Here is a 25,024-nt window from a genome sequence, read left to right as displayed (position 1 = left end):
TCTTCGGAGTTGCCGTGGGTCGGTGCCTGGTTCGGTGTGCGGTGGTTAGCAGGAAGGCGCGGCGGGATCCGGCGCTGGAAGCGATCCATTCGGCCTGGAAGGTGATCTCGGCGCATCCGCTGTTCGCACCGATGGCGAGTGAGTGGCGGCTGCCGCAGCGCCTGGACCAGTTCCCCCGCGACGGCTGGGCGACCGTCGACTCGAACGGTCAGGTCCGTGTGCACCCGACCCGGCGGGCGACCGTCGAGGAGTGGACCTGGGTCTTCGCGCACCTGCTGATCCACCTCGGCCTCGGGCACGCAGGATCCGATCGACTCGCGCCGGACGCCGCTGCCGCCGCGGCCTGCGATGTCGCCGTGAACCGGTTCCTCGGGTCGCTCAAGATCGGCCGCCCGGTCGTCGAGCTGCCCCCGTCGTACCCCGGCACCGAGGAGGATGCCCTCGCGCGGCACTGGCGTCGCGTCGGCGTACCGGCCGAGTACTGCGATCTCGGGGTGGCGGGTGCTGCACGGGCAGACGTGCTGATCTCGGCGTACACAGGCTGGGGTGATCCACCGAAGTGGCAGGAGCGGTTCGCGGCCGGGTTGTCGGCGGCGGCGACCGCGGCGGTGGATGTGGCCGGCGGCGCGCGGACGTCCTTGTCGGACTCGCGGAGCCGCGTCGACCTGTGGGACTCCGCGCTCGGCTGGTTCGTCTCGTCCTATCCGTTGCTGGGGGCAATGGCCGCCTGCACGAAGGTGGTAGCCGACGTCGAGGTCGCGCGTGGCTGGGACATCCACGTGGCGGCCGTGAACGCCGCCGCGGGGGAGATCTATGTCAACCCGCTGACGTCGCTGACGCAGAACGAGTGGCGCTTCGTGATGGCCCACGAGATGCTGCACGCCGCCCTGCGGCACGGTGAGCGGGTGGGCGGCCGGGATCCCTACCTGTGGAACGTGGCGGCCGATCTGGTCATCAACGGGTGGCTACTGGAGATGGGCGTCGGCGTGATGCCGGACGGCGCACTGCACGATCCGGCGCTCAAGGGGTTGTCCGCTGAGGCCGTGTACGACCGGATCACCACTGACCTGCGCCGCTACCGGAAGCTGGCGACACTGCGCGGTGTGGGACTCGGCGACGTGCTGGGACAGCCACTGCCGCATCCAGGCGAGTCCCGCCGGGCCACTGGGCTGGACGACATCTACCGGCGCGCACTGACGACCGGGCTGGCCTACCACGATCCCTCGCGTGGCTTGCTCCCTGCTGGGCTGGTGGAGGAGATCCGGGCGCTGGATCACCCGCCACTGGCCTGGGACGCGCAGTTGGCCCGGTGGTTCGAGGAACACGTGCCTTCGGTGACGCGCTTGCGAACGTATGCGCGCGCCTCGCGTCGTCAGGCCAGTACGCCGGACATCCCGCGGCCGGGGTGGATCCGCCCGGTGTCGCAGGAGTTGCTCCCGACGTACGGGGTGGTGCTGGACACCTCGGGCTCGATGGACCGGGTACTGCTGGGGAAGGCGCTCGGCGCGATCGCGTCGTACTCGCAGGCGCGGGACGTTCCGGCGGCGCGGGTGGTCTACTGCGATGCCGCCGCCTACGACGCGGGGTACATCCCGGTCGAGGACATCGGCGGGCGCGTGCAGGTGCGTGGGCGGGGCGGGACCGTGCTGCAGCCGGGGGTGGATCTCCTGGAGCAGGCCGAGGACTTCCCGGCGAACGGACCGATCCTGCTCATCACCGACGGGTACTGCGACGTGGTGCGGGTGCGGCGCGACCATGCCTGGCTGATCCCGGCCTCCGCGACGTTGCCCTTCACTCCTCGTGGGCCTGTGTTTCGCGTGCAGTGAACAGGCTTCGCTGGTGGTGAACAGGCGTAGTACTGGGCGTTGCCGGCTGACAGGTGCAGGTCTGCGGGTGCTCTTCGCTCATCCGGTGCTGCGGCCGCTCACCATCTCGGCGACCATCGGCGCGGTCGCCGGTGCCATGCAGGGACCGCTGGTCGTCCTGTACCTGGTCCGAGAGCTCCACTGGTCGCCCGCGCTGGTCGGCGTGGCAATCACAGTCGCGGGCGCCGCTTCAGTCCTCGGCGCGGCGGTCGCCCCGGCGTACAGCAACCGCCTCGGCTTGGGCCGCGCCTACTTCTCCGGCCAAATCCTGGCCTCGCTCGGCGGCGTCCTCCTTGCTTTGGCCGCAACCCCGCTGGTCTTCCTGGCCCAACTCTTCAGCGGCCTGAGCATGCCGCTCTACGGCGTCCCCCAACAAACCCTCCGCCAGTCGCTGGTCCCCGAGTCCCTCCTAGGCCAAACCACAGCCACTTGGCGAACCCTCGTCATAGGAGGCCAAACCCTCGGCGCCCTCACCTCCGGCCTACTCGCCGGCGTGTTGGGTCTCCGCCTGACCCTGACCCTCAGCACAACCGGCATGCTCCTCGGCACCCTGCCCGTGGCCCTCTCACCGCTCCGCCAGCTCTCGTCTACACCGGCTGCTTCCGCATCCGAGTACAAACCGTCTCGAACCGCGTGACCGATCCGTCCGGGGTTCTCCTGGTTCCTTCACCTGGTGCCCCAACGCGTGTCCGCGGCTGGATTCTTATGCTTGCGGGATGGAGCTGGAGTTCAGCGGTGAGATGTGGTTCTGGAAAGGTCCTGCGCCGTGGCACTTCGTCACCGTCCCCGACGACCATTGCGGCGACCTGGAAGCGACGTCCACCGCCGTCTCCTACGGCTGGGGCATGATCCCCGTCACCGCCCAGATCGGCGAGACCAACTGGAAGACGGCCCTCTGGCCCAAGGACGGCGCCTACATCGTCCCGATCAAGTCCTGGGTCCGAAAAGCCGAAGACCTGGAACTCGGCGACCTCGTCACCGTCAACCTGGAAGTCGACCTCTGACCTCGGCCACGGGGCACGCAGTACGGAACATCTGACGTATAGGTGATCAGGGGCGGCGGCCGAAGGCGTCTAGCAGGCGGCTCTGGGGTGACGCGTTGTCTGAGAGGCTGGCGCTTGCGCCGGGACCGAAGGCGCCCATCGTGCGCATCTCGTCGAGATTCGGTTCGACCAGAGCCCACAGGGCCTCCACCATAGCCGCATCCAGGGACCGGTCGAGGCCACCGCCAACCGTCAGGTCCCACGCGTGAACGACCAGCTCTCCGAGCCGGAACCGGACGAAGGTATCCAGAGAGATATCGCCGCTCGGGTGGTGCAGCACCCGGTTCTCGTCGGCGCCCGCGAACGCCGTCGTCTGGTTTTCGCAGGACGCCACCACGGCGCCCAGCGGGTCGTCGCCCAACTGATCCGCGTCAAGCCCAGCAGTCGCCTCCGCCGCCGACGCCCCCGCCAGAAGCCGTACCGCGAAGACGTTGCCGGCCACCACATGCCCGACAACCTCGCGAACCGTGATGTCACAGGGAGTGCCGTTGTCCCACGCGTCCGCCGGCAGTGACGCAACCACTCGCTCGAACTCACCAGCCGCCGCCCGAATAATCTCCACGGCCCGGGAGGCTACGCCGCCACCCGCCACCCGCCACCCGCGAGCCCGAGGCCGTCATGGTGTAAACAGAGGACCGAGGCAGAGGGGTTCCCTCTGGCCTGGGTCTCCGCTGAGCGGCGTCTTCGCCGAGGTCCAGCGACAGCGAGTGAGCTGGCAGTAGTGCAGCGAAGCTGTCGGTGATTGGCCGAGTCGGCCGGGTGCCCCTCGGCCTGGGAGGCGGCGACGTACCCAAGCTTCGGCTCCGGGCGGATCGTGGGCATGCTGTCACTCTGGGCGAAGTGACGCGTCGCGGCGCTGCTGGGGTTGGGCGAGCAGCGGTCAGCGTGCGACTGTCGACATCGGCGTGGAACGGGCCTCAGCCCAGCGCCCGGACATCGGCATGAACGCCGCAAATCCGGACTTTTCCTGGCGACTCGTGCGCGGGGTCTCGTCCGCGCAGAGTCAAGGGGCGAGAAACCAGTCGGCGGTTACGGGTTCGGCCTCATCGTGGAACGACGGTGAACGCATCGAGCGTGCGCATGCACTACGCAACCGGGCGGTCGCGCGTCGTGGGAGACTCTTGCCGATCAGATGTCGCCGGTCAGAATCCTCCGGCTCCCCACTCGGACGACTTGCCCTCACCCTCGATCCTCACATTCTTTGCGACCGCTCGAGGGTTGTTGTCCGTCAGCGGCGCCCGACGGTGCTTTATGTCGTAGACGATGGCCCAGATCGCTAGGAGTCCGATGGGCACGATGACTAGCAGCAAGACGAACATGGCGCACCTCCTGCGCTTAGAGTCTTCGACGCTACTCCTCCTGCATGGCAAGGGATAGCGCGCCTACTACCGTTCAGTCGAGCGCTCATCGGCCTGACAGGACGTTTGCGCAGCAGGCTTGTGGACCTGCAGTGGAAGGGCGGTTGTTGGCGGGGCCCGTCGACTCTCGGCGAGACCCCGAATGTCCGGGCGCAGTGCGCTCCGAAACCGTCTCGCGGCCGGGCAGTCACGACCGGCGTACCGAAAGTCCTCGGAGGAAATCGGGGAGGTGGTGTCGGAGCGGGATCGCTGTGTTCGTAGCAGGAGTGAGCGGCTGCCCACGAGGGCGCGCCACCGTATTCAAGGAGAGCATGATGACTGCTACTTACACCTTCGACGTCTTTTCCAGCCTCGACGGCTTCGGCTCTTACAACAGCAGTGGCGACTGGGGCGGTTACTGGGGCAAGCAAGGCCCCGAGCTGGACGACCGTCGCCTCGCCGTGTACGGCGCGGAGCAGCGGATGGTCCTCGGGGCCAACACCTTTCGGCAATTCGTGCAGTTGCTGGGCTCGAGCACCGAGGAGTCCGAGGTGGGTGACCCAGTGAACACCCGGATGAGGAACCTGCCGACAACGGTGGTGTCGACGACACTGCAGGGACCCCTCGACTGGCCGGACGCGACCCTCGTGAGCGGCGACGCCGTTGAGGTCGTCGCCCGGCTGAAGGAGGAGTCCGAGGTGCCGTTGCGCTCGCACGGCAGCCTGTCGATGAACCGGGCGCTGATGGCCGCCGGTCTGGTCGATCGTGTCCAGGTGACGATCTTTCCTGTGATCACCGGTCAGACCGGAGTGGACCCGATCTTCCAGGGTGCGGCCGACTTCGACCTCGAGTTGATCGAGAGCCGGACGCTCGACGGCAACATCCAAGAGCTCACCTACCGGCCCACCCTGCACGCGGATGCCGGAAGATCCTGACCCGGTGTCGGAGTGGGCTGCCGCCGTTCGTGGAGAAGGTGGAGAGTGGCCGCTGGAGCCACGCCGCAAAAGGAGGTGACATGACCGAGTACCTCATCGCATTCAACGACGAGTGGGTGCCCGACCTCACGGACGAGGATCTACGCGCTGCGGCTAAGGCTGCCGGCGCGCTGAGGGCAGGCAGAGATGAAGGCTGCCGGGGTCCTCATCTTCACCGGCGGTCTGGATGACGCTGCCCCCGTGTTCAGTGTCGATGCGTCGAGCGGCCCCCCGCTGTTCACAGACGGTTGGTCGCCGAGCGTTTACCTCGTTTCAGTGAACCTTGATACGAACCCGCACGTAGTCCCCAGTACGGGGCGGGAAGGTCCCGCTTCGACACAAGGGAGGTTCAGCATGCCGCTGAACAGAGTCACATCGAGGATCGGAGCCTTGCTCGTCACCGCTGGCCTGTTCGTTGCCCTCACGGCCGGCACCGCGCTCGCGCAGGGGAGCCCGAACGGCGCTTCGACTCAAAGGCCCGTCTTCTACGAGGGGCAGCAAGTCACCGTCAACATGTTCGAGGTGGCCGCGTCTGACCCGCTGCTCGCGCACAACAAGGGCGTCAACACGATCTACGCCTCGAACGACCTCGACGAAGAGCAGGACTTCCTTTCGGTGATCGATGCAATCCAGGGTGAGGGGTTCAACCCCCTGTGGCACCAGGTCCTCATCGTCTTCAACGCGGGAGTCACTCCCCACCAGTTCACGTCTGAGGACGAGGTCCTGGCGGCTGCGGCTGGGGCCAATCCTGAAATCACGCTCGTCTCGACGGACGAGGTCTACCGATGTTCGATTGTTGGATCGAAGTAGGAGGATGATGGAGACAGCCCGCCCTCAAGAGGCGGGTTGTCTCCATCTCCTTTGGCTGCTGCGCGGCGAGGGCGTAACCCGAGCGGACCGGCCGTTGCAAGGCCCAGCATGGTACGCCTCGCGGGAACGGTTCGGCGCGCTCGCGATCCGGCACTAACCGAGTGAACCAACGCACGCTCATGCCGAGATCAGTGCGCACCCTGCGTCGATCCACCGGCCACCGCTGACTAGCGTGGGGATGTCAAGGAGGAGCCGGATGCTCGTCATGGCTGCTTTCTTGCTGGTCGTCTTTGGGGCATCGGGGCACTCCCGGCAGGGTTCACCTTCCATGACCTGCGCCACACCGGTAACCACCTGGCCTCGGTGAGTGGCGCGTCCACGCGGGAGCTGATGCAGCGCATGGGGCACTCCACGATGCGTGCGGCGCTCATCTACCACCACGCCACGGACGAGCGGGCTCGGGAGATCGCCGACCAGCTGAACGGGGTAGTTGAACGACAGACCAAGGCTGCTGATGGGGGCACGCCTGGCGATGAGGACGGGCGGCCGGAGTGCTGGTCCCGAGCACTTAGGGCACGTGGAGGGCACGCCGCCGGAAACCGATCTCGGCATGACGAAGGCCCCCAGCCGCAGAATCCCTGTGGCTGAGGGCCTTTCGTGTGCCGAGCGGGTGACGAGAATCGAACTCGCGTAGCCAGTTTGGAAGATCGGACGAAGGCATGCTCACCGCGCGGCCCTGACCGCCAACCGGTGCCCTCCAAGTGGCCCCGGTTGACCTCGGCTGGCCCCTCCTAATCGCCCGTTAATCGCCCAGCCGACAGCACGGCAGATCGCCGTGACGTTCGCTGTCTTGCGGCAGCGCCTCCAGCCTCTATTGACAAACTCGGGCAGGCACGAAGCCCGACTTCTTCGGGGCGGCCCCGGAGCACCTGGACGCCGGGTCCCCGGTTTCGGCGCGTGGTGTCGGCTTGAGTCGCTGGACGACTACCTGGTGCGTCAGCGAGACCCGACCCTCCCCGTTGCCAGCCGTCGTGGCCTCAGCTCGATCGTGCCGGCACGTCGAATGACCGCAGGAGCTGGTCGTTCTCCTGGTGATGGCCGGGGTGCCTTCCGGGGGCGGGGCGGGTTCGGACGGCAGTCCGCATGGGCCGCCCCGCCCCCGGAGGGCGGGGCCCCGGCTGGCGCGCCGGAGGCGCGCCCTTGATCCATAAGAGGTCAACTCGGCAGCGGGGACGTCAGTACGCCTGTCCTGTCACGGCTCATGCTTGACAGTCCAGTGCCAGCTGATGGTTGTCATCGGCATGACCGCGCGGACTGCGGCATGTCCGGATGTCCGCAGGGCACGCGATCAAGGGGCGGCACCGTGCGAGACTCTAGGCGTGTCCAGCCCTGCGGGACCGTTCCCGGCGTCTGGGCCGCCCCGCATGCGGCGGGTGGAGGATGCGATCCGGCCGGCACTGGGAGCGGTCGTGATGGCCTCCGGCGTCGTCTCCATCGATCTCTACCCTGACCATCGGGCGGTCCTCTCTGCCCTCACGCTCTGGTTCGCTGTGGGCGTCTGGTTGCTGCTGGCGGTGGTGGTGCTGGGCGTGCGGCTCGCCATCGAGCGTGATCGGTTCGCGCGCGAGGCTAGGTTCCGTGCCCTTCCGTTCTGGAGCCGTCCGGGCGGTGGTCGAGTGGCTCGGTGGTCGGGGTGGCTCGGTCCGTTGGTCGGCGCGTAGAGTCGCCACGGGGCCGGGCGGATTCTTGGGTGGGTGGTGGACATGGGTGATGGTGAGAATGTCGGCCCCGGGGACCAAGAGCCGACCGAGGCTGCGGGGCCTGCGGCGGACGGGCCGTCGGGTGGTCGTCGGATCCTCCATCTTCTCGGCGCGGTGCTGGTCGGGGTGGTGCTACCTGCGGTCGTGGTCGGCGTGTTGGTGGGCGAGTTGGGTGTCTCGGCGTTGTTCACCGGCGTGGTGTGGGGCGCTATCGGTGCGAAGCTCGGCGGGACACGCAGGATGCTCTACGTGACGCCGCTGGTCGGGATCGTTGCCGGGCTGGGCGCATACACCGCATACGACTGGTGGTGGGTGGCGCTGCTGGCGGCAACGGGCGCAATCGCTGGTGCCGGGTACCGGTTCGGCTGGTTCGCCCCGCTGCTGATGGCTCCCTTCGCGGCCACCTTCGTCACGCCGGTCTCGACCGCCACATCCGCGGTCACCTTCGGCGCAATCGTCGCGGTGGGCACCGGGTACGGCATCGTGATCGTGCGTCGTTTCGGTGCTCCGGCGGTGGTCGATGGCGCCCGGTACTCGCTGCCAGTCACCGCCGTCATCGCGCTCGCTTTCGGCGCGGTGATGGGTGCCGCCGCAGCCGTTGGCGTGGCGCTGTCGTGGACCGAGCCGTACTGGGTGCCAGAACCGGTCCTCGTCCTGGTCATGTACGTGTTGATGGGACACCGTGAGCGGATTCAAGACAAGGCGCTCGGCACCGCGGTCGGCGCGGCCGCCGCGGTGGTCGTGGCGATCATCGCCCCGCCCCCGTGGGCCATGACCGCGCTCGCCATCGTCGCAGTCTTGCTCGCGGTGCTGCAGCGGGCGACGTACTGGCGGATGTACGGCCTGTACACGTTCGCGCTCGTTTTGTTCCTGGCCGCTCCAGGGGACGTCGCGCACGAAGCCGAGGAACGCGGGGTCCAGATTCTCGCCGGTGTCGCCCTGCTGATCATCGGCCTGGCCGCCCTCCATCTCATCGCGGACAGGCTGGCCAGGCGATACCCACAACCAGAACTGGCAAGCAACGCGCCGGGTGCCTGATCGCTGACCCTGGCCGGTCGCCACGCGGCGGGACCTTCAGATGAGAACCGGCGCCCGCAACAAGGCACACGCAAATCCCCATGACCGCGCGGATCGCGGCCATGTCCGGACGTTGGTAAGTTCTTGCGGGTGGAAGACAGCCGGCAGATCTTCGCCTTCTCAGGGATGCTCAGAACCGAGCGGGATACGCGTACCAACTTCAGCTCTTGGGCCGCTTGAACCGACTCGTCCCCGGCGAGCACTCGCCTGGCTGCACCCTCGAAGCGCTCAGTGGGCATGCGGCATTCTGACATCGGGGTCGCCGTCAGCATCCGCACATCGGCACGTGACTGAGCTCGGATCGCGGCGTGTGCGGAAACTCTTTGTCACCACGACATCGGCCGCCTCGTGGTCCACCAAGGACACTGGTGGACAGTGATTCCCGAGCAAAGGAGGCGGCATGCCCGACCCTGCGGAGGTCCAGACGCCGATGCCGGCTCACCGGCGTCGCGTGTTACTTATCGCTGTTGTCCGTGGCCTGAGCATCGTGACCGTCCTCGTGGTGGCCTACTTCACTCTGCCACTCGACGAGCTGGCGAAGGTACCGTTCGGCGTGATTGTCGCCGGCGGTGTCGTCATTGTTGCCGCCGTGACCATGCTCCAGGTGCGCTCGATCATCCGGGCAGCCCAACCGGCGGCCAAGGCGATTGAGGCCCTGGCCGTGACCGTACCGCTGTTCCTGCTGCTGTTCGCCTCGACGTACTACATGATGTCGCAGGCCAACCCGGGGAACTTCAACCTGACCGGGCTCACCCGCGGCGACAGTCTCTACTTCACGGTCACGGTCTTTACGACGGTGGGCTTTGGCGACATCTTGGCCACCAGCCACAGCGCCCGCACGATCGTAACGGCCCAAATGATCCTCGACCTGGTCCTGATCGGTGCCGTGATCAGGGCGCTTGTTCAGGCGGCCAAGGTCGCCCCCAAGCGTTCGGGGACCCCAACCGCAGACGCCTGACATCAGCATTCCCGGAATCAGCGAGTTCCGCGCAACGCGATACGGCCTGAACCCAGGCACCGGGCACGAACGTAACACTCATCGGCACGGTCGCGCTCTGTCGGTGGCTCTGTGCGGGTGTTGGATGCGCTTTCGCTGACGTCTGGTGACCGGGTTCTGTTTCGGGCAGTCTGGGCAGCGTGATGGGTCGGCTCGCGAAGGCGTTCGCCCTCAACCGCGAAGCGCTCGACGTGTTCGGCCTCTTCGAGGTTCTCGCTGGGCCGGCGGTGCCGGTCGTGGTGCTGATCGTGCTCGACGAGGACAAGTACCTGCTCAGCGTCACGTTCGGGGCGTGAACTACGCGTTGTACTGCGCCGCAGTTGGCGGATCACAGGTAAGCGAGCTGTCTATCAATTCGCTCCATGAACTTCGTAACGCACCCGGCGTGCGAGTCGATCAATCGCGCTCTGAAGGTCGTCGTGGAGTTTGCCGAGTGACATTCGAATATGCAGGCTTGCGGCCTCTTCATCGACCCCCCGCACGAGATCGAATCTGTGATGAAACAGGCCGTGGTCGTCAACGTCAATCGGGACCCTCAACATATGCGAGACGTTGAACCGATGGATGAGCTGGAAAGAGGCCTTAGCAAGCTCGCGTACCTGAGGCGAGGAGTCGATCTCAAGTCGAGCGTTGAACTGGTCGATCTTGTCATTGCTGATGATGTCGGGCATCGGAGCAGTGTGGTCATACACCGCCGACTGCTGAACACGCAGCGCGGCCTGGAGCATGGTGAGGAGGTCGAGATACGTCTCACGTCGAGCTGTGCGGCTTGCGCTGTTGCGGTTCGACCACCAAGTGACAAGCAAGGTGGCCAGTGCACCGATGGCAGCGCCAGCGACGATCTGCAGCATCAGATGACCGCTTCGCTCGGCACCGGCCAAAGGGTGCGCTGAAGGTTCTCGAATCGTCCTCGTCGCGTTGGCAGGGCTTGCGGCTGCTGGGCAAGCGCGTCGGAATCCGTCTGCTCGCGCCAATCGGTCGCAGGACGCTGGAAAAGGGCGCCAGACGGATAGTCCAGATCGAGTGTCCGGACATGCTTGAATCCGCGTTCCTCGTAGTAGCGATGCAGGCCGACGTTGTCGGTCCACACGTCGATGCGGACCCAGTGGTTTCCGAGCTGTCCGGCGCGCCTGCATGCCCAGTCGATGATGTCGTCTCCGAGACCGGCGTACTTGCGGCGGACGATCAGCCGATGCAGATACATCGCCGGTTCGGCCTGCTCGCTCGGTACCCAGAGCTGAGGGTCGGAGAACGAATCGAGCGCGACAGTAGCTGCCGTCTCGCCGTCATCTGTCCGGATCATCCAAGTCTCGCCGGCGCGGATGCTGGAGAGGATGCGCTCGGCCTAGGCCTCGGGATTGGGCCATGCGACAGCCCACTGTTCGATCCCCTTCTTGGCCAGCCAGTCGCTCGCCTCCTGGCGCATCGCGAGGATGACGGGCAGGTCGCCTATGGTCGCCTGCTCGACGATCACGACGCCGCGCCGTTCGTGGTGGGCGTGTAGGCCTGGAGGTCGCCGAGCTCGTAGACCACGCGGTTCTTGTCGCCCGGGAAGATCGTCAGGGTGAGCCGAAGCGGCCGAACCTCACTGTAGGTCGTGCGCACGTACACCATGACCGGCGTGCCTGTACCTAGCCCGAGCTTCCGCGCCTCGTCGGGCTGTGGCATCCGGGTGGTTAGCTCGTCTACGTAGCCGATCTCCGCGTGTCCCTTGGCGGCCATGGCGCGGATGACTCCACCCGGTACGTCGTGTGGGGTGATGAGGCCGCACTCCTGCGCAATGTCCATGGGGTAGTAGCTGTCTTGCAGGCTGAACGGCTGCCCATCGACGTAGCGGCTGATCGCACGCGATACGAGCGAATCGCCTTCCTCGACCCTGAGACGGGCTGCGAGCTGGACACTGGCTGGCTTGATCCGCATCTCAAAGTCGCGGTACTCGCCCGTGCGCCCTTGGTCCTTCATCTCGGCGTAGAAGGCGTCCGTCTGGTCGCTGGCAGCACGGTCCCGACTCTCGGCCCATGCCGCGTGATAGGTGAGCATTATCTGCTCGCGCACGACGGTGCCCCTGCCCTGAACGCTGCTGATCATGCCTTCGTTCTGAAGCAAGCCGAGCGCGAGGCGGACGGTGTTCCGCGATACGTCGTACTGCTCGCGCAGCTCCTGCTCGGTCGGGAGGCGGTCGCCGGCCTTGATCGGACGAGACGCCGGCCGATGAGGTGACACGCCGGGTCCGCTCGACCCGCCGCCGTCAAGACGCGCCGGACCTGCCGCGCGTACCGATGGACAAGCGCACTCTGGGCAAGACGTTCCACGCGCCGAACGGCAAGACCTACCGGCCGTCGATGTTCCTCACTGTCACCTGCGATTCTTACGGCCCGACTCACCGGCTGCCCTACCGGGTTCCTGGCAGGGGTTTGGTTCCGTGCGGCTGCGGAGTCCACCACAGCGCCGACTCGCCGGTGCTGTCGACTCCGCTCGACCCCAAGACCTATGACTACCGGCGGGCCGCGCTCGACGCGTTGCACTTCGCGAAAGGTGTGGACCGGTTCATTCAGAACCTGCGTCGCTGCGCCGGGTACAAGGCCCAGTACTTCGCCGTGGTCGAGCCACAGAAACGACTCGCGCCGCATCTTCATGCGGCTGTGCGTGGCACCATCCCGCGCGAGGTTGTCCGCAAGGTCCTCGAAGCTACCTATCACCAGGTCTGGTGGCCCTCCCACGAAACGGTCTTGTACGGCCTTCACGCGGGCCGAGAGCTGCCAGTGTGGGACGAGCCGTCCGGACGGTTCCTCGACCCGGCTACGGGCGTTCTCCTGCCCACCTGGGACGAAGCACTAGACGACCTGGCCGCCGACGATGCCGCTGAGCCTGCGCACGTGGTCCGGTTCGGTGCGCAGCTCGACTACAAGGGCATCGTGGCCGACGACGACACCGGCAATCGGTCCAAGGTCGGCAAGGCCATCGGCTACCTGACCAAGTACCTCGGCAAAGCGATCGCGGAGACCTACGGCGACGACCCGGACGAACTCCACCCGGCCCAGCTCGACCACATGATCCGCCTCCACGACCAGGTCAAGGTCCTACCGTGCTCGCCCACCTGCGCGAACTGGCTCCTCTACGGCGTCACCCCGAAGGATGCCGACGGCAACGTCACGCCGGGCGCGTGTGACGCCAAAGCGCACGACCGCCAGCACCTCGGCGTCGGTGGCCGGCGCGTGCTCGTCTCTCGCCAATGGACCGGTAAGACCCTGACCGATCACCGCGCCGACCGCGCCGAAGTCATCCGCCAGACCCTGGCCGCTGCCGGCGTCCAGATGGAAGACCAGAACGCACTGTCTGTCACCCAGAACACCAGCGACGACGAACAACCGCGGTTCGTGTGGACCCCGGTCAGACCTGGTGACGAAGACGTACCAACGCACAAAGAAGTCATGGCCTACGCCATCACCAAACGCATCCGATGGCGCACCGAATACGAGCAAGCCAAACAACGTGCGCGCGACGGAACATCGCCACCCGGAGACACCCATTCGGCAACTGACCAAGCGACTGCGACGAGTGCGGCATGAGTGAGAGGACATCACCAAAATGGAACGGCTGTTGACGGTCGATGAGGCGGCACCGTACCTCGGGGCGACATCGGCACGCCTTGCTCGACGTCTGATCGCACAGCGTCGCATCCGGTTCGTCAGGGTGGGGCGCAACGTCCGGGGTTCCTGAGTCGGCCATCAGGGAGTACGTCGAGGCGAACACGGTCGAGCCGATTGATTGCAGGGGCGGCATAGTGGGGAACAAGCCTGGTCACCGCCAGTTCGGGAACGTGCGGAGGCGGGAGTCCGGCCGGTGGCAGGCAAGCTACCTCGGCCCGGACGGCATCCGGCGTTTCGCTCCCAGCACCTTTCCGGACGAGACCTCGGCAGGGCGATGGCTGACCCTGCGAGAGGCGGACCTGATCCGGGGGGAATGGAACGACCCGGACCTCGGCCGCATTTCGTTCGGCAACTTCGGCGCGAGCTGGGTGGACGAGCACGAGCTGAGTCCGCGCACGCGGGAGCTGTACAAGGCGCTGCTCCGGCTGCATATCGACCCGTTCCTCGGGAAGAAGGAGTTGGCCAAGATCGGGCCGGAGACCGTGCGCAAGTGGCGGAAGGACTTGCAGGATGCTGATCGGTCAGCCGACACCGTGGCCAAGGCGTACCGGCTGGTTCGCGCCATCATGACCACCGCCGTGGACGATGAGCGGATCAAGCGGAACCCGTGCCGGATCAAGGGAGCTGACACCGCTGCCCGGGCTGAGCGGCCGGTCGCCTCGGTCAAGCAGGTGTACGCCCTGGCTGAGGCCATCGGGCCCCGGTTTCGGGTGTTCGTCCTGGCCGCCGCGCTCACCGGACTTCGGTGGGGCGAGCTGATCGCGCTTCGGCGAGTGGACATCGACCTGGACGACGCGACCATCAGCGTTCACCGGAGTTTCGCGGAGCTGAGCGGTGGACGGCTGGTGGCAAAGCGGCCCAAGTCGGCTGCCGGCATCCGCACCGTCCCGATCCCGGCCGTGCTGGTCGAGGAATTGCGGGTTCACCTGGTGAAGTACGTCGAGCCGCACGCTGAGAGTCTTGTCTTCACCGGCGAGCGCGGGGGGACGCCGAAGCGGGGGAGCTGGCGCTCAACCGTGAAGTGGACGGCCAAGGTCAAAGAGGCCGGCCTGCCCGCCGGGTTCCACTTCCACGATCTGCGTCATACCGGTAATCACCTGGCGTCGAGGAGTGGCGCATCCACGAGGGAGCTGATGCACCGGATGGGGCATGGGTCGATGCGTGCCGCGCTGATATACCAGCATCACACCGACGCGCGGGCGCGGGAGATCGCCGCTGCGCTGAACGAGGTGGTCGCCCGGGAGAACAAGCCGGGCGACGACGAGGGAGGGACCGGGCTTCCGGCGCTGGCGCGCTAATCGCCCGCTAATCGCCCAAGGCCCGATTGGGCTAGACAGCCGGAAGGCCCAGTTCGGAGGTTTTGTGCCTCTGACCTGGGCCTTCGTCGTGTGGAGCGGGTGACGAGAATCGAACTCGCGTAGCCAGTTTGGAAGACTGGGGCTCTACCATTGAGCTACACCCGCGTGCGGTCGCGGTCGGCGAGCGCTCGGACATGATTCCACATCCTGCGGTCCGGACCCAATTCCGGGGTCGGGGAGGGTGGTGGAGCGAGCACTGGTCCGCGTCCACTAGACTCGTGCGGTCACTGCGGGGCGTAGCGTAGTGGCTAGCGCGCCTGCTTTGGGAGCAGGAGACCGCAGGTTCGAGTCCTGTCGCCCCGACAAACCCCAGCAGCACCGTGCAGCGTGGCCTGTCCGGCCCCGGCTGTGAACGTCATCTACCAAGGAGAACCGCCACCGTGAAGAGCACCGTCGAGTCCGTGAGCCCGACCAAGGTCCGGCTCATCGTCGAGGTGCCGTTCGAGGAGCTCAAGCCGAGCCTCGACGCGGCGTACCAGAGCATCGCCCAGCAGATCGTCGTCCCGGGCTTCCGCAAGGGCAAGGTTCCCCCGCAGGTGATCGACCAGCGGGTCGGTCGTGGGCCGGTTCTCGAAGAGGCCATCAACGACGCGCTGCCGAAGCTGTACTCGCAGGCCGTCCAGGACAACCAGGTCAAGGCGATCGGCAGGCCCGAGGTCGACGTGACCGAGTTCAACGACAAGGAGAGCCTGCAGTTCTCCGCCGAGGTCGAGGTCCGTCCCGAGATCACCCTGCCGGACCTGGACGGGATCGAGGCCGGTGTCGACGACATCGCGATCGGCGACGACGAGGTGACCGAGCAGATCGAGGCGCTGCGGCAGCGGTTCGGCTCGCTGAACCCGGTCGAGCGCGCGGTGCAGGACAAGGACTTCATCACGATCGACCTGTCGGCCACCAAGGACGGCGAGAAGATCGAGGAGGCGCAGGCGACCGGCCTGTCGTACCAGGTCGGCAGCGGTCAGCTGCTCGACGGCCTGGACGAGGCCGTCATCGGCCTGTCCGCGGACGAGTCGGCCACCTTCACCACCCAGCTGGTCGGCGGCGAGCTCAAGGGCGAGGACGTCCAGGTCGAGGTCAAGGTGACCGCGGTCAAGGAGCAGGAGCTGCCCGAGTTCGACGACGACTTCGCGCAGACCGCCTCGGAGTTCGACACCGCCGAGGAGCTGACCGCCGACGTACGCGGCCGGCTGGAGCGCGGCAAGCGCCTCGAGCAGGCCGGCGACGCCCGTGACGCGGTGCTCGAGAAGATCCTCACGATGGTCGACGTGCCGGTTCCCGAGGGCCTGCTGACCGACGAGCTGGCGGCCCGCCGGGAGAACCTCGAGCAGCAGCTCGGCTACTCCGGGATGACCTTCGCGCAGTTCCTCGAGGGTGAGGAGCAGACCGAGGAAGAGTTCGACGAGGACCTGAAGAAGCGCTCCGAGGACGCGATCAAGGCCCAGTTCGTGCTCGACATGGTCGCCGAGCAGCAGGAGCTGAGCGTCAACGACCAGGAGTTGACCGAGCACATCGTCCGGCACGCGCAGCGTTCCAGCGTCAGCCCGGACCAGTTCGCCCAGCACGCGGTCGAGAACAACCTGGTGCCGAGCCTGGTCTCCGAGGTCGTCCGCGGCAAGGCGCTCGCGCACCTGGTCGAGAACGCCAAGGTCACCGACGCCTCCGGCAACGAGGTCGAGCTGAAGACCCTGCAGCCGGACGGCACGTACGCCGACCCGGAGGCGGAGCAGGCCGACACGGACGAGGCCGCGGCCCCGGCGGAAGAGCCCGCGAAGGCCTGACCAAGCCCTGCACAGAGCACTACCTACGGCCCGGATCCTGCTGGATCCGGGCCGTAGTTCGTTGGTGAAAGCGATCTGAAAGCGACCGTCCCTACCTTTGCGGCTGTTCTTCCCAACCGCGAGAGGGGTCGGTTGATGAAGCCGAAGGTGACGGATCTCCAGGAGCCGCGCGTACGGCGCGTGGCCCCGCAGTACCGGCGGTCCGCAAGCGGAAGAAACTGCACGACTTCGGGTCGGCTGTCGTGTGTGCGTGGTGAGGTCGGGCGTATTCGCTCTGAGCAGACACAGTGCGCCGTGAGCGAACACTTGCCGACCACCCTTAGGTCTGTCGCCACGGACCAGTAATGTCGGCTTCGTGAACGAGACATTTGCAGCCAGCCCCACCGCCGCGGGCGGCAACGGATCCGGCGGACTCGACGACCACATCTACCAGCGCCTGCTGAGCAACCGGATCATCTTCCTGGGGTCCGAGGTTCGCGACGACAACGCGAACGCGATCTGCGCTCAGATGCTGCTCCTCAACGCCGAGGACCCCAACAAGGACATCTGGTTGTACATCAACTCGCCGGGTGGCTCGGTGGACTCGGGCATGGCGATCTACGACACCATGCAGTACATCTCCAACGACGTTGCCACGGTCGGTATGGGCCTGGCCGCATCGATGGGGCAGTTCCTGCTCTGCGCCGGCGCGAAGAACAAGCGGTTCGCCCTGCCGCACGCGCGGATCATGATGCACCAGCCGTCCGGCGGTATGGGTGGAACCGCCTCCGACATCAAGATCCAGGCCGAGCAGTCGCTGCACATCAAGGCGCAGCTGTTCCGCCTGATCGCGGAGCACACCAGTCAGCCGCTGGAGCAGGTCGAGAACGACGCCGACCGCGACCGCTGGTTCACCGCGGAGCAGGCGAAGGACTACGGCTTCATCGACCACGTCGTGGCCAGCGCAGCCCAGCTGAGCAGCGGCAGCCCCAACTCCTGATCTCCCACTCCGTAGTAAGGAAACTCGCATGAACTACTTCATCCCGCAGTGGGAGGAGCGCACGTCGTACGGCATGCGCCGGATCGACCCCTACACCAAGCTGTTCGAGGACCGGATCATCTTCCTCGGCACCCCGATCACCGACGAGATCGCCAACGCCGTGATGGCGCAACTGCTCTGCCTGCAGGCGATGGACTCCGACCGGGACATCAGCATCTACATCAACTCGCCCGGTGGTTCGTTCACGGCGCTGACCGCGATCTACGACACGATCCGCTACATCAAGCCGGACGTGCAGACGGTCTGCCTCGGCCAGGCCGCCTCGGCCGCCGCGGTGCTGCTGGCCGCCGGTACTCCGGGCAAGCGGCTCGCGCTGCCGAACAGCCGGATCATCATTCACCAGCCGGCCACCGAGGGCACCTACGGCCAGTCCAGTGACATCGAGATCCAGGCGAACGAGATCCTTCGGCTCCGTGCGCTGCTGGAGACGATGATCGCCGAGGCCAGCGGCAAGCCGCTCGAAGAGGTCTCCCGCGACATCGAGCGGGACAAGTTCCTGACCGCCGAGCAGGCCATCGAGTACGGCCTGATCGACGACATCCTGCAGAGTCTCAAGGCCCCGGTCCCGGCCGGCGTCTGACCGGCCCATCCCCGGTTCGACGGTGCTGTCAAGGGGGACGGGCGTTCGCCACCGGCGTAGTCACAACGCGTCGGTGAGCGCAGCGTTTCGGCCCTCGGCGCGGTACCGTCGAAACCGGGATCCGGGCCCTGTTCGGGTTCGACAGCCCGGTTCGACTGCTCAGAGAAGGGATCTGTCCCGGTGGCACGCATAGGTGACGGCGGCGACCTGCTGAAATGCTCGTTCTGCGGGAAGAGTCAGAAGCAGGTCAAGAAGCTCATCGCCGGTCCCGGCGTCTACATCTGCGACGAATGCATCGATCTCTGCAACGAGATCATCGAGGAAGAGCTGAACGAGGGCTCCGAGGTCGGTCTGACGGAGCTGCCCAAGCCACGTGAGATCTACGACTTCCTCAATGCCTACGTCGTCGGACAGGACGTGGCGAAGAAGGCACTCGCGGTGGCGGTCTACAACCACTACAAGCGGGTCCGCGACGGTCAGGGCGCCTCGAGCGCCGGTCGGCACGCCAAGGACGAGGCAGTCGAGCTGGCGAAGTCCAACATCCTGCTGATCGGCCCGACGGGCTGCGGCAAGACGTACCTCGCCCAGACCCTGGCGCGGATGCTGAACGTGCCGTTCGCGATCGCGGACGCCACCGCGCTGACCGAGGCGGGGTACGTCGGCGAGGATGTCGAGAACATCCTGCTGAAGCTGATCCAGGCCGCTGACTACGACGTCAAGAAGGCCGAGACCGGCATCATCTACATCGACGAGGTCGACAAGATCGCCCGCAAGAGCGAGAACCCGTCGATCACCCGCGACGTCTCCGGCGAGGGCGTGCAGCAGGCCCTGCTGAAGATCCTGGAAGGGACCACGGCCAGCGTCCCGCCGCAGGGCGGCCGCAAGCACCCGCACCAGGAGTTCATCCAGATCGACACCACCAACGTGCTGTTCATCGTCGGCGGCGCGTTCGCCGGCCTGGACCACATGGTGGAGCAGCGGGTCGGCAAGAAGACGCTCGGCTTCAACGCCAAGCGCGAGCCGGAGAAGCCCCGCGAGGTCGGCGGCTACTCCGACGTGATGCCGGAGGACCTGCTGAAGTTCGGCCTGATCCCCGAGTTCATCGGCCGGCTTCCGGTCATCACCACCGTGTCCCCGCTGGACCGGGACGCGCTGATGAAGATCCTGTCCGAGCCGAAGAACGCGCTGGTCAAGCAGTACCGGCGGCTCTTCGAGATCGACAACGTCGAGCTGGAGTTCAGCGACGACGCGGTCGAGGCGATCGCGGACCAGGCGCTGCTGCGCGGCACCGGCGCCCGCGGCCTGCGCGCCATCATGGAGGAGGTGCTCCTCAACGTGATGTACGAGGTGCCCAGCCGTGAGGACGTGGCCAAGGTCGTCGTCACCGGTGAGGTCGTGCTGGAGAACGTGAATCCGACCCTGATCCCGCGGGACCAGATCGAGCGGAAGCGGGAGCGGCGCGAGAAGACCGCCTGACCGCTTGGTGTTTCGAAAGGGGCCGGTGTCCGCTGACAAGCGGGTGCCGGCCTCCTTCTCGTGGTGGATGTGGGGACCGAGGGACCGCCCGCCTAGCGTTGATGACGATCCACCGTCGCCGAGTTGGCGACTGCTGCTGGGAAGACGCGGCCGGGTGTACGGCGACTGTTGCCGCTGGCAAGTTGCCGCAGGGGGTTGCTGGAGTGGAACAACCGCGAGGATGACTACGCCTCGATCGGCAGACAGGGCGACGTGTCGGCCGGACCAGAGGGCGTTCGATCCGTTGCCCACGGCAATGTCCGGTGGTTCGGTCGTGCGGCCTGACGTGCCGGCTGGTGTGCAGCGGTGGGGTGGGCTCGGGGTTTGAGGGCTTGAGGCTTGAGGTCTTGAGTCGCAAGAACCGCCGGAGTCTGTTGGGCTCCGGCGGTTCTCGTTGTGTGTCGCGACTTCTGGTGGGTTACTTCATGGCGGTGAAGGCTTCGTCGGCGACGGGGCCGACGTCGTTCACGCCGGCGTCGGCGTTGGCTGCCTGGGCGATCACCGTCAGGGTGTTGGAACCGCGGTAGCACTGGGTCGGCAGGTTGTCGGTCGACTCGACGCAGGTGGACTTCCCGACGACCTTGACCTGGTCAGGTGTCGCCCCGGAATCCTTGACCGTCTTGTCGATGTCGACCCTTCCGCGCATCGCGATCACGACGAACAGCCGCTTGCCGTCGAGGTTCCCGTACGCCTCGACCGTTGCCTGCTTCCCGTCGTTGATCCGGCTCAACGCCTCCTTGGTCTGGTCGAGCTGCAACTGCCCACGGATCTCCGGATCCGTGATCCGATCCAGCCCGGCCAGCTTCGCCGGCGGCTCGATCCCGCGCGCCGCGTTCAACCGATTCATCGGCCCGATCCCCGCGAAATACCCAAACCCGGCAATAACCACCAGAGCCACCAAAATGGCCCCGACAGTCACCCAGGGATTCCGCCGCCACTGAATCTTCCGAACCCGCCCCCAGACCCGCTTCCCCCAACCACCCTTCCCACCAGCCCGCTTATGCCCCTTCCCGACAACCGATGCCTCCTCAACCACAGCCCCACCCTTACCACCGGCTCCACCCCCACCACCGGCCCCAGAGCCACCGCTAGCCGCAGCTCCGCGACCAGAGCCACCGCCAGCAGTTGCGCCGCCGGCCGCAGACGGACCACCGAGCCCAGAACCACCGCCTGCAGTCGAGCCAGCGGTGTGCGAACCAGCGCTCTGCGCAGCAATCGGCTGGGTGTCATCAGCCGCAATGTCCCGCCCGACCACTCCACCGCCACCGGCAGGACCAGCACCAGCACCAGCCTTCGCGGGCCTGCCAGCACCCCCGCCTCCAACAGCTGCACCTCCAGCAGCCGAGCGGCCCGCGCTGCCTCCAGCAGCCGAGCCGCCGGCGCCGGCTCCGGCGCTCCCAGCCACAGCAGAACCACCCGCCACGCCTGCCGCTCCACCGGAGCCACGCACACCAGCTCCCGGCATACCAGCTGCGCCAGCTCCCGGCGTACCAGCTGCGCCAGCTCCCGGCGTACCAGCTGCGCCAGCACCCGGCGTACCAACTGCGCCAGCGCCAGGCCTACTGGTGGCGCCGGGGGCAGGCGTACCGATTGTTGGGCGGTTGGGGGAGCTGGCTGCGGAAGCGGGCGGAGTTCCTGCGTCTGCACCTGTCGGGGAGCTGGTCGGTGTGCTTGGTGTGGTGCTGGATGCGCCAGGTACAGGAGCAGTCGGCGTGCCAGTAGCCGGGGTTGGCGGGGCAGCGGCTCGGTTGGTGCCCGCAGTACCTGTGCCTGGCCTCGTCGGAGCGCCGGTCGGGGTGCTGGGTGCCGGGTTGCTTGCTGAGCCGGTTGCGGCGGCGGCCGGTGTACCTGTCACTGGGCTGGTTGGGGAGCCGAGTGCCGGAGCAGGCGTCGTACCAAGGGCTGGGCTGCCTGTGGGGTCGGTTGGGGTGCCTGTGGCTGCGCTCGCCGGGGAGGTGGCGGCCGTCTGCTGGCTGGGTGTTGCAGGCTGGGCAGACGGCGTGCCTGCGGGAGTTACCGGTACTCCGGTTGCGCGGGTTTCGTCGAAGGGGAGTTCTGGGGGTGTGGCGGGGGTGGGGGACTTCTTAGTGGGGTGCTTTCGGGGGCGGGCGGCGGGCTTCTCGGGGGAAGCGGCTGCGGGTGTGGGGCGTGCGGCCTCGGAGGCGGCGGTGAGTGCCGCAGCAGCGTCGGAGGCCGGTCCGGCGCCGGTGCCAGGCACGTCCGCGGAGGCGGGCGTTGCGGGGGTGGCAGGGATTTCCGCGGAGGCGGGGGTTTCGGCTGGCTTGGGGGCCGCGTTCTTGCTGGTACGGCGGCGCGGGGTGACCTTCCTGGCCGGCGGGGTGGTCGCGTCGGCCGGCGGCGTTGTCTGGGCGCGGGGGGTGGAGGAGTCGTCCGTGGGGGGAGGGGTGGTGGGGTCGGTCATGGATGCTCCTCGGGGCGCGGACGGACTCGCCAGGGTGGGGCCGGGGTGTCGGTCCCGATGGTTCCATATCGGGACAAACTGGTTCCGCAGCGTAGTCGGTTGTTTCGCGGCAGTAGCGCCCGCCTCCGAGAAGCGGGCGCTACCAGGCTGCGATCGGCCGTCGAACAGGTCAGCCGGTCGACCAAGGTCAGCCGGTCGACGAAGATCGGTCGGTCGGGCCCAACGTCAGAGGGTCGCGGTGACCGAGACGGTGTCGGATTCGTCGGAGCTCCAGACGATCTCGCCGGTGATCCGGCCTGCGGCGCGCAGGTCGACCTCAGCCTGCGCGGCGAGGGCGAGGCGGTCGGCGGGGCCGCTGACCTCGACCTTGGAGACCTCGGTCTTCATCGAGACCTGGGCGGTGGACTTGGCACCGCGGATCCCGGCCAGGACCTCGGCCACAGCGTCGAGGACCCGCGGGTCGTGCTCCGGGGTGGCGACGTCCACGGACGCGACCGGCCAGGAGGTCAGGTGGATCGAGCCCTCCTGCCACCACGACCAGACCTCTTCGGTCGCGAACGGCAGGTACGGCGCGAGTAGGCGCAGCTGGACCGACAGCGCGACGGCGAGCGCGGCCTTGGCCGATTCGGCCCCGGCCTCACCATGTCCGCCATACGCGCGCTCCTTCACCAGTTCCACGTAGTCGTCGCAGAACGTCCAGAAGAACCGCTCCGTGGCCTCGAGGGCCCCGGTGTAGTCGTAGTTCTCGAACGCCTTCGTCGCGGTGTCGACGACCGTGCGCAGTTGAGCGAGCATCGCCAGGTCGACGGGCTGCGTCACGGCAGCGGCATCCACGGTGGTGGCGCCGAAGCTGAGCACGAACTTCGAGGCGTTCAGGACCTTGATCGCGAGCCGCCGGCCGACCTTCATCTGCGACTCGTCGAACGGCGAGTCCAGACCCGGCCGGGCCATCGCCGCGCGCCAGCGAACCGCGTCCGAGCCGTACTTCTTCAGCACCTCGTCGGGCAGGATCGTGTTGCCCTTGGACTTGCTGATCTTCTTGCGGTCGGGATCGACGACGAAGCCGGAGATCATCGAGCGCGCCCAAGGGAGCGTGCCATTCTCGAACTGAGCCCGGACGACGCGGGAGAACAGCCAGGTCCGGATGATCTCGTGCGCGTGCGTGTTCAGGTCCATCGGGAAGGTTCGCTTGAACAAGTCCTCGTCCCGCTCCCAGCCGCAGACGATCTGCGGGGTGAGTGACGAAGTGGCCCAGGTGTCCATCACATCCGGGTCCGCCGCGAAGCCACCGGGCTTGCCGCGCTGCGACTCGTCGTACCCGCCGGGGACCTGCGAGGTCGGGTCGATCGGCAGATCGGTCTCGCTCGGCATCAGCGGGTGGTCGTAGTCCGCCTCGCCGTCCTTGTCGATCGGGTACCAGGCCGGGAAGGGCACGCCGAAGAAGCGCTGGCGGGAGACCAGCCAGTCGCCGTTCAGCCCCTCGACCCAGTTCAGGTACCGGTGCTTCATGTGCTCGGGGACCCAGGCGAGCTCGTTGCCCCGCTCGATGAACTCGGCCTTCAGGTCGGCGTCACGGCCACCGTTCTTGATGTACCACTGCCGGGTGGAGACGATCTCGAGCGGCTTGTCGCCCTTCTCGTAGAAGTTCGCCATCCGCTCCGTCGGCTTGGGCTCACCGTCGAGGTCGCCGCTCTCGCGCAACTTCTGCACGATCAGCTCGCGTGCGCTGAAGACGGTCTTGCCCGCAAGCTCGGCGTACAGCTCCGAGCCCTCCAGCCACTCCGGGGTCTCGCGCAGCAGCCGGCCGTCGCGGCCGATGACCGTTCGGACCGGGAGCTGGAGCTCGCGCCACCACTGGACGTCCGTGAGGTCGCCGAACGTGCAGCACATCGCGATGCCGGCGCCCTTGTCCGGCTCAGCCAGCTCATGCGCGAGGACCGGCACCTCGACGTCGAACAGCGGCGAGCGGACCGTGGTACCGAAGAGATCCTTGTAGCGCTCGTCGGACGGGTGCGCGATCAGCGCGACGCAGGCCGGGATCAGCTCGGGCCGGGTGGTCTCGATGTAGATGGGACCGGAGGCGCCGTGGAAGGCGATCCGGTGGAATGCGCCGGGATACGGACGGGCTTCCAGCTCGGCCTGGGCGACGGCGGTCTGGAACGTGACGTCCCACATCGTCGGGGCCTCGGCCAGGTAGGCCTCACCGCGGGCGAAGTTGCGCAGGAAGGCGCGCTGCGAAGTACGGCGTGAGTCCTCGGAGATGGTCGTGTAGAGGTACGACCAGTCGACGCTCAGGCCGACCCGGCGCCACATCGACTCGAACGCCTGCTCGTCGATGTGGGTCAGCTCGCCGCACAGGTCGACGAAGTTCCGGCGGCTGATCGGGATCTGCTTCTTCGCGTCCGGCTTGGCCGGCGGGGTGAAGTCCAGGTCGTAGGGCAGCGACGGGTCGCAGCGGACGCCGTAGAAGTTCTGCACCCGCCGCTCGGTCGGCAGGCCGTTGTCATCCCAGCCGATCGGGTAGAAGACGTTCTTCCCGCGCATCCGCTGGTACCGCGCGACCAGGTCGGTGTGGGTGTAGCTGAAGATGTGCCCGACGTGCAGCGAGCCGGAGACCGTCGGCGGCGGGGTGTCGATCGAGAAGACGTCGGCGCGCTCGGCGGTCCGGTCGAACGCGTACGTCTCCTGTTCCTTCCATACGGCAGCCCATTTCTCCTCGAGGCCTTCGAGGGTGGGCTTGTCAGGAACACGGGACGTTTCGGTCATGCGCCAATCGTAGTGGTTGTCAAGGGGTGCTTCCGACCGGTTATCCACACCCC

Annotated in this window: 25 protein-coding genes and 2 tRNA genes; 17 read left to right on the top strand and 10 right to left on the bottom strand. The window is 67.0% G+C overall.

The annotated features are described in order from the left end of the window. Positions 1 to 41: 41 nt before the first annotated feature. The 3 genes from EV648_RS26870 to EV648_RS26860 all read left to right on the top strand — a co-directional run bounded on the left by EV648_RS26870 (position 42) and on the right by EV648_RS26860 (position 2,869). Positions 42 to 1,826: a hypothetical protein gene (locus tag EV648_RS26870; RefSeq protein WP_241995626.1), complete on the top strand. Its 1,785-nt coding sequence runs from the start codon at positions 42 to 44 to the stop codon at positions 1,824 to 1,826. Between the two features lie 13 nt (positions 1,827 to 1,839). Then, positions 1,840 to 2,502 (top strand): MFS transporter, encoded by a 663-nt coding sequence (locus tag EV648_RS26865; RefSeq protein WP_132297425.1) that lies wholly within the window; start codon positions 1,840 to 1,842, stop codon positions 2,500 to 2,502. 79 nt (positions 2,503 to 2,581) lie between these two features. After that, the gene (locus tag EV648_RS26860) at positions 2,582 to 2,869 is read left to right on the top strand and encodes a DUF1905 domain-containing protein (protein WP_132297422.1); all 288 of its coding nucleotides are present in this window, start codon (positions 2,582 to 2,584) and stop codon (positions 2,867 to 2,869) included. Positions 2,870 to 2,915: 46 nt separating this feature from the next. Here EV648_RS26860 and EV648_RS26855 read toward each other — a convergent pair whose 3' ends face one another. After that, entirely contained in the window at positions 2,916 to 3,470 is a 555-nt protein-coding gene (locus EV648_RS26855; RefSeq protein WP_132297420.1) for a TIGR03086 family metal-binding protein, read from the bottom strand. A 580-nt stretch (positions 3,471 to 4,050) separates the two neighbouring features. Next, a complete protein-coding gene (locus tag EV648_RS42720) occupies positions 4,051 to 4,227 on the bottom strand; it encodes a hypothetical protein (protein WP_158294072.1) in 177 nt (58 codons plus the stop codon). Positions 4,228 to 4,580: 353 nt separating this feature from the next. Between EV648_RS42720 and EV648_RS26850 the strand changes: the two genes are divergently transcribed. The 6 genes from EV648_RS26850 to EV648_RS42715 all read left to right on the top strand — a co-directional run bounded on the left by EV648_RS26850 (position 4,581) and on the right by EV648_RS42715 (position 10,159). Next, complete coding sequence (locus tag EV648_RS26850) at positions 4,581 to 5,180, top strand: dihydrofolate reductase family protein (RefSeq protein ID WP_132297417.1); 600 nt, start codon at positions 4,581 to 4,583, stop codon at positions 5,178 to 5,180. Between the two features lie 186 nt (positions 5,181 to 5,366). Next, on the top strand, positions 5,367 to 6,029 hold the full coding sequence (locus EV648_RS26845) for a hypothetical protein (RefSeq protein ID WP_132297414.1): 663 nt from the start codon (positions 5,367 to 5,369) through the stop codon (positions 6,027 to 6,029). A 1,433-nt stretch (positions 6,030 to 7,462) separates the two neighbouring features. Beyond that, complete coding sequence (locus tag EV648_RS26835; RefSeq protein ID WP_132297411.1) at positions 7,463 to 7,750, top strand: hypothetical protein; 288 nt, start codon at positions 7,463 to 7,465, stop codon at positions 7,748 to 7,750. Positions 7,751 to 7,792: 42 nt separating this feature from the next. Next, positions 7,793 to 8,827 carry an FUSC family protein gene (locus EV648_RS26830; RefSeq protein ID WP_132297408.1) on the top strand — a complete coding sequence of 345 codons (1,035 nt, stop codon included), beginning with the start codon at positions 7,793 to 7,795 and terminating at the stop codon, positions 8,825 to 8,827. A 439-nt stretch (positions 8,828 to 9,266) separates the two neighbouring features. Beyond that, positions 9,267 to 9,824, top strand: coding sequence for a potassium channel family protein (locus EV648_RS26825; protein WP_132297405.1), 558 nt, complete (start codon positions 9,267 to 9,269; stop codon positions 9,822 to 9,824). A gap of 179 nt (positions 9,825 to 10,003) precedes the next feature. Then, positions 10,004 to 10,159, top strand: a complete 156-nt coding sequence (locus EV648_RS42715) for a hypothetical protein (RefSeq protein WP_158294070.1) — start codon at positions 10,004 to 10,006, stop codon at positions 10,157 to 10,159. Positions 10,160 to 10,213: 54 nt separating this feature from the next. Here EV648_RS42715 and EV648_RS26820 read toward each other — a convergent pair whose 3' ends face one another. Genes EV648_RS26820 through EV648_RS26810 form a run of 4 tightly spaced genes read right to left on the bottom strand, consistent with a single transcriptional unit; the run spans position 10,214 to position 12,086 of the window. Further along, the gene (locus EV648_RS26820; protein WP_132297402.1) at positions 10,214 to 10,714 is read right to left on the bottom strand and encodes a hypothetical protein; all 501 of its coding nucleotides are present in this window, start codon (positions 10,712 to 10,714) and stop codon (positions 10,214 to 10,216) included. Beyond that, positions 10,714 to 11,187: an N-acetyltransferase gene (locus EV648_RS26815; protein ID WP_255512876.1), complete on the bottom strand. Its 474-nt coding sequence runs from the start codon at positions 11,185 to 11,187 to the stop codon at positions 10,714 to 10,716. Before EV648_RS26815 ends, EV648_RS26820 begins: the two co-directional genes overlap by 1 nt. A 21-nt stretch (positions 11,188 to 11,208) precedes the next feature. After that, positions 11,209 to 11,337, bottom strand: coding sequence for a hypothetical protein (locus EV648_RS44820; protein ID WP_255512874.1), 129 nt, complete (start codon positions 11,335 to 11,337; stop codon positions 11,209 to 11,211). Beyond that, positions 11,334 to 12,086, bottom strand: coding sequence for a GntR family transcriptional regulator (locus EV648_RS26810; protein ID WP_132297399.1), 753 nt, complete (start codon positions 12,084 to 12,086; stop codon positions 11,334 to 11,336). The genes EV648_RS44820 and EV648_RS26810 overlap by 4 nt, the downstream gene beginning before the upstream one ends. On the opposite strand from EV648_RS26810, the gene EV648_RS26805 reads away from it, so the two are divergent. The 3 genes from EV648_RS26805 (at position 12,080) to EV648_RS26800 (ending at position 14,811) form a co-directional block, all read left to right on the top strand. Further along, positions 12,080 to 13,432 (top strand): replication initiator, encoded by a 1,353-nt coding sequence (locus EV648_RS26805; RefSeq protein WP_132297396.1) that lies wholly within the window; start codon positions 12,080 to 12,082, stop codon positions 13,430 to 13,432. The genes EV648_RS26810 and EV648_RS26805 overlap by 7 nt on opposite strands. Positions 13,433 to 13,451: 19 nt before the next feature. After that, positions 13,452 to 13,583, top strand: a complete 132-nt coding sequence (locus EV648_RS45280; RefSeq protein ID WP_199234841.1) for an excisionase family DNA-binding protein — start codon at positions 13,452 to 13,454, stop codon at positions 13,581 to 13,583. Positions 13,584 to 13,647: 64 nt separating this feature from the next. Beyond that, positions 13,648 to 14,811, top strand: a complete 1,164-nt coding sequence (locus tag EV648_RS26800) for a tyrosine-type recombinase/integrase (protein WP_199234840.1) — start codon at positions 13,648 to 13,650, stop codon at positions 14,809 to 14,811. 91 nt (positions 14,812 to 14,902) lie between these two features. Here EV648_RS26800 and EV648_RS26795 read toward each other — a convergent pair. Continuing rightward, positions 14,903 to 14,976, bottom strand: a tRNA-Gly gene (locus EV648_RS26795). 125 nt (positions 14,977 to 15,101) lie between these two features. On the opposite strand from EV648_RS26795, the gene EV648_RS26790 reads away from it, so the two are divergent. The 5 genes from EV648_RS26790 (at position 15,102) to clpX (ending at position 19,744) form a co-directional block, all read left to right on the top strand. After that, positions 15,102 to 15,174, top strand: a tRNA-Pro gene (locus EV648_RS26790). 77 nt (positions 15,175 to 15,251) lie between these two features. Then, entirely contained in the window at positions 15,252 to 16,649 is a 1,398-nt protein-coding gene (tig, locus tag EV648_RS26785; RefSeq protein WP_132297393.1) for a trigger factor, read from the top strand. Positions 16,650 to 17,004: 355 nt separating this feature from the next. Then, positions 17,005 to 17,628, top strand: a complete 624-nt coding sequence (locus EV648_RS26780; protein ID WP_132297390.1) for a ClpP family protease — start codon at positions 17,005 to 17,007, stop codon at positions 17,626 to 17,628. 28 nt (positions 17,629 to 17,656) lie between these two features. Next, positions 17,657 to 18,268: an ATP-dependent Clp protease proteolytic subunit gene (locus EV648_RS26775; protein WP_132297387.1), complete on the top strand. Its 612-nt coding sequence runs from the start codon at positions 17,657 to 17,659 to the stop codon at positions 18,266 to 18,268. A 180-nt stretch (positions 18,269 to 18,448) separates the two neighbouring features. Further along, positions 18,449 to 19,744 (top strand): ATP-dependent Clp protease ATP-binding subunit ClpX, encoded by a 1,296-nt coding sequence (gene clpX / locus EV648_RS26770; protein ID WP_132297384.1) that lies wholly within the window; start codon positions 18,449 to 18,451, stop codon positions 19,742 to 19,744. A 457-nt stretch (positions 19,745 to 20,201) separates the two neighbouring features. On the opposite strand, the gene EV648_RS26765 is transcribed toward clpX, so the two are convergent. From EV648_RS26765 to valS, 3 genes are all read right to left on the bottom strand, one after another. Beyond that, complete coding sequence (locus EV648_RS26765; protein WP_241995622.1) at positions 20,202 to 20,630, bottom strand: hypothetical protein; 429 nt, start codon at positions 20,628 to 20,630, stop codon at positions 20,202 to 20,204. Between the two features lie 68 nt (positions 20,631 to 20,698). Continuing rightward, on the bottom strand, positions 20,699 to 21,313 hold the full coding sequence (locus EV648_RS26760; RefSeq protein WP_132297378.1) for a hypothetical protein: 615 nt from the start codon (positions 21,311 to 21,313) through the stop codon (positions 20,699 to 20,701). A gap of 1,117 nt (positions 21,314 to 22,430) precedes the next feature. Then, complete coding sequence (gene valS / locus EV648_RS26755; protein ID WP_132297375.1) at positions 22,431 to 24,971, bottom strand: valine--tRNA ligase; 2,541 nt, start codon at positions 24,969 to 24,971, stop codon at positions 22,431 to 22,433. Positions 24,972 to 25,024 lie beyond the last annotated feature (53 nt).

The sequence above is a fragment of the Kribbella sp. VKM Ac-2568 genome (assembly GCF_004345365.1).
GTDB classification, from domain to species: domain Bacteria; phylum Actinomycetota; class Actinomycetes; order Propionibacteriales; family Kribbellaceae; genus Kribbella; species Kribbella orskensis.
Note: the sequence above shows the minus strand (reverse complement) of the source record. Positions and strands in the feature narration are given on the sequence as shown.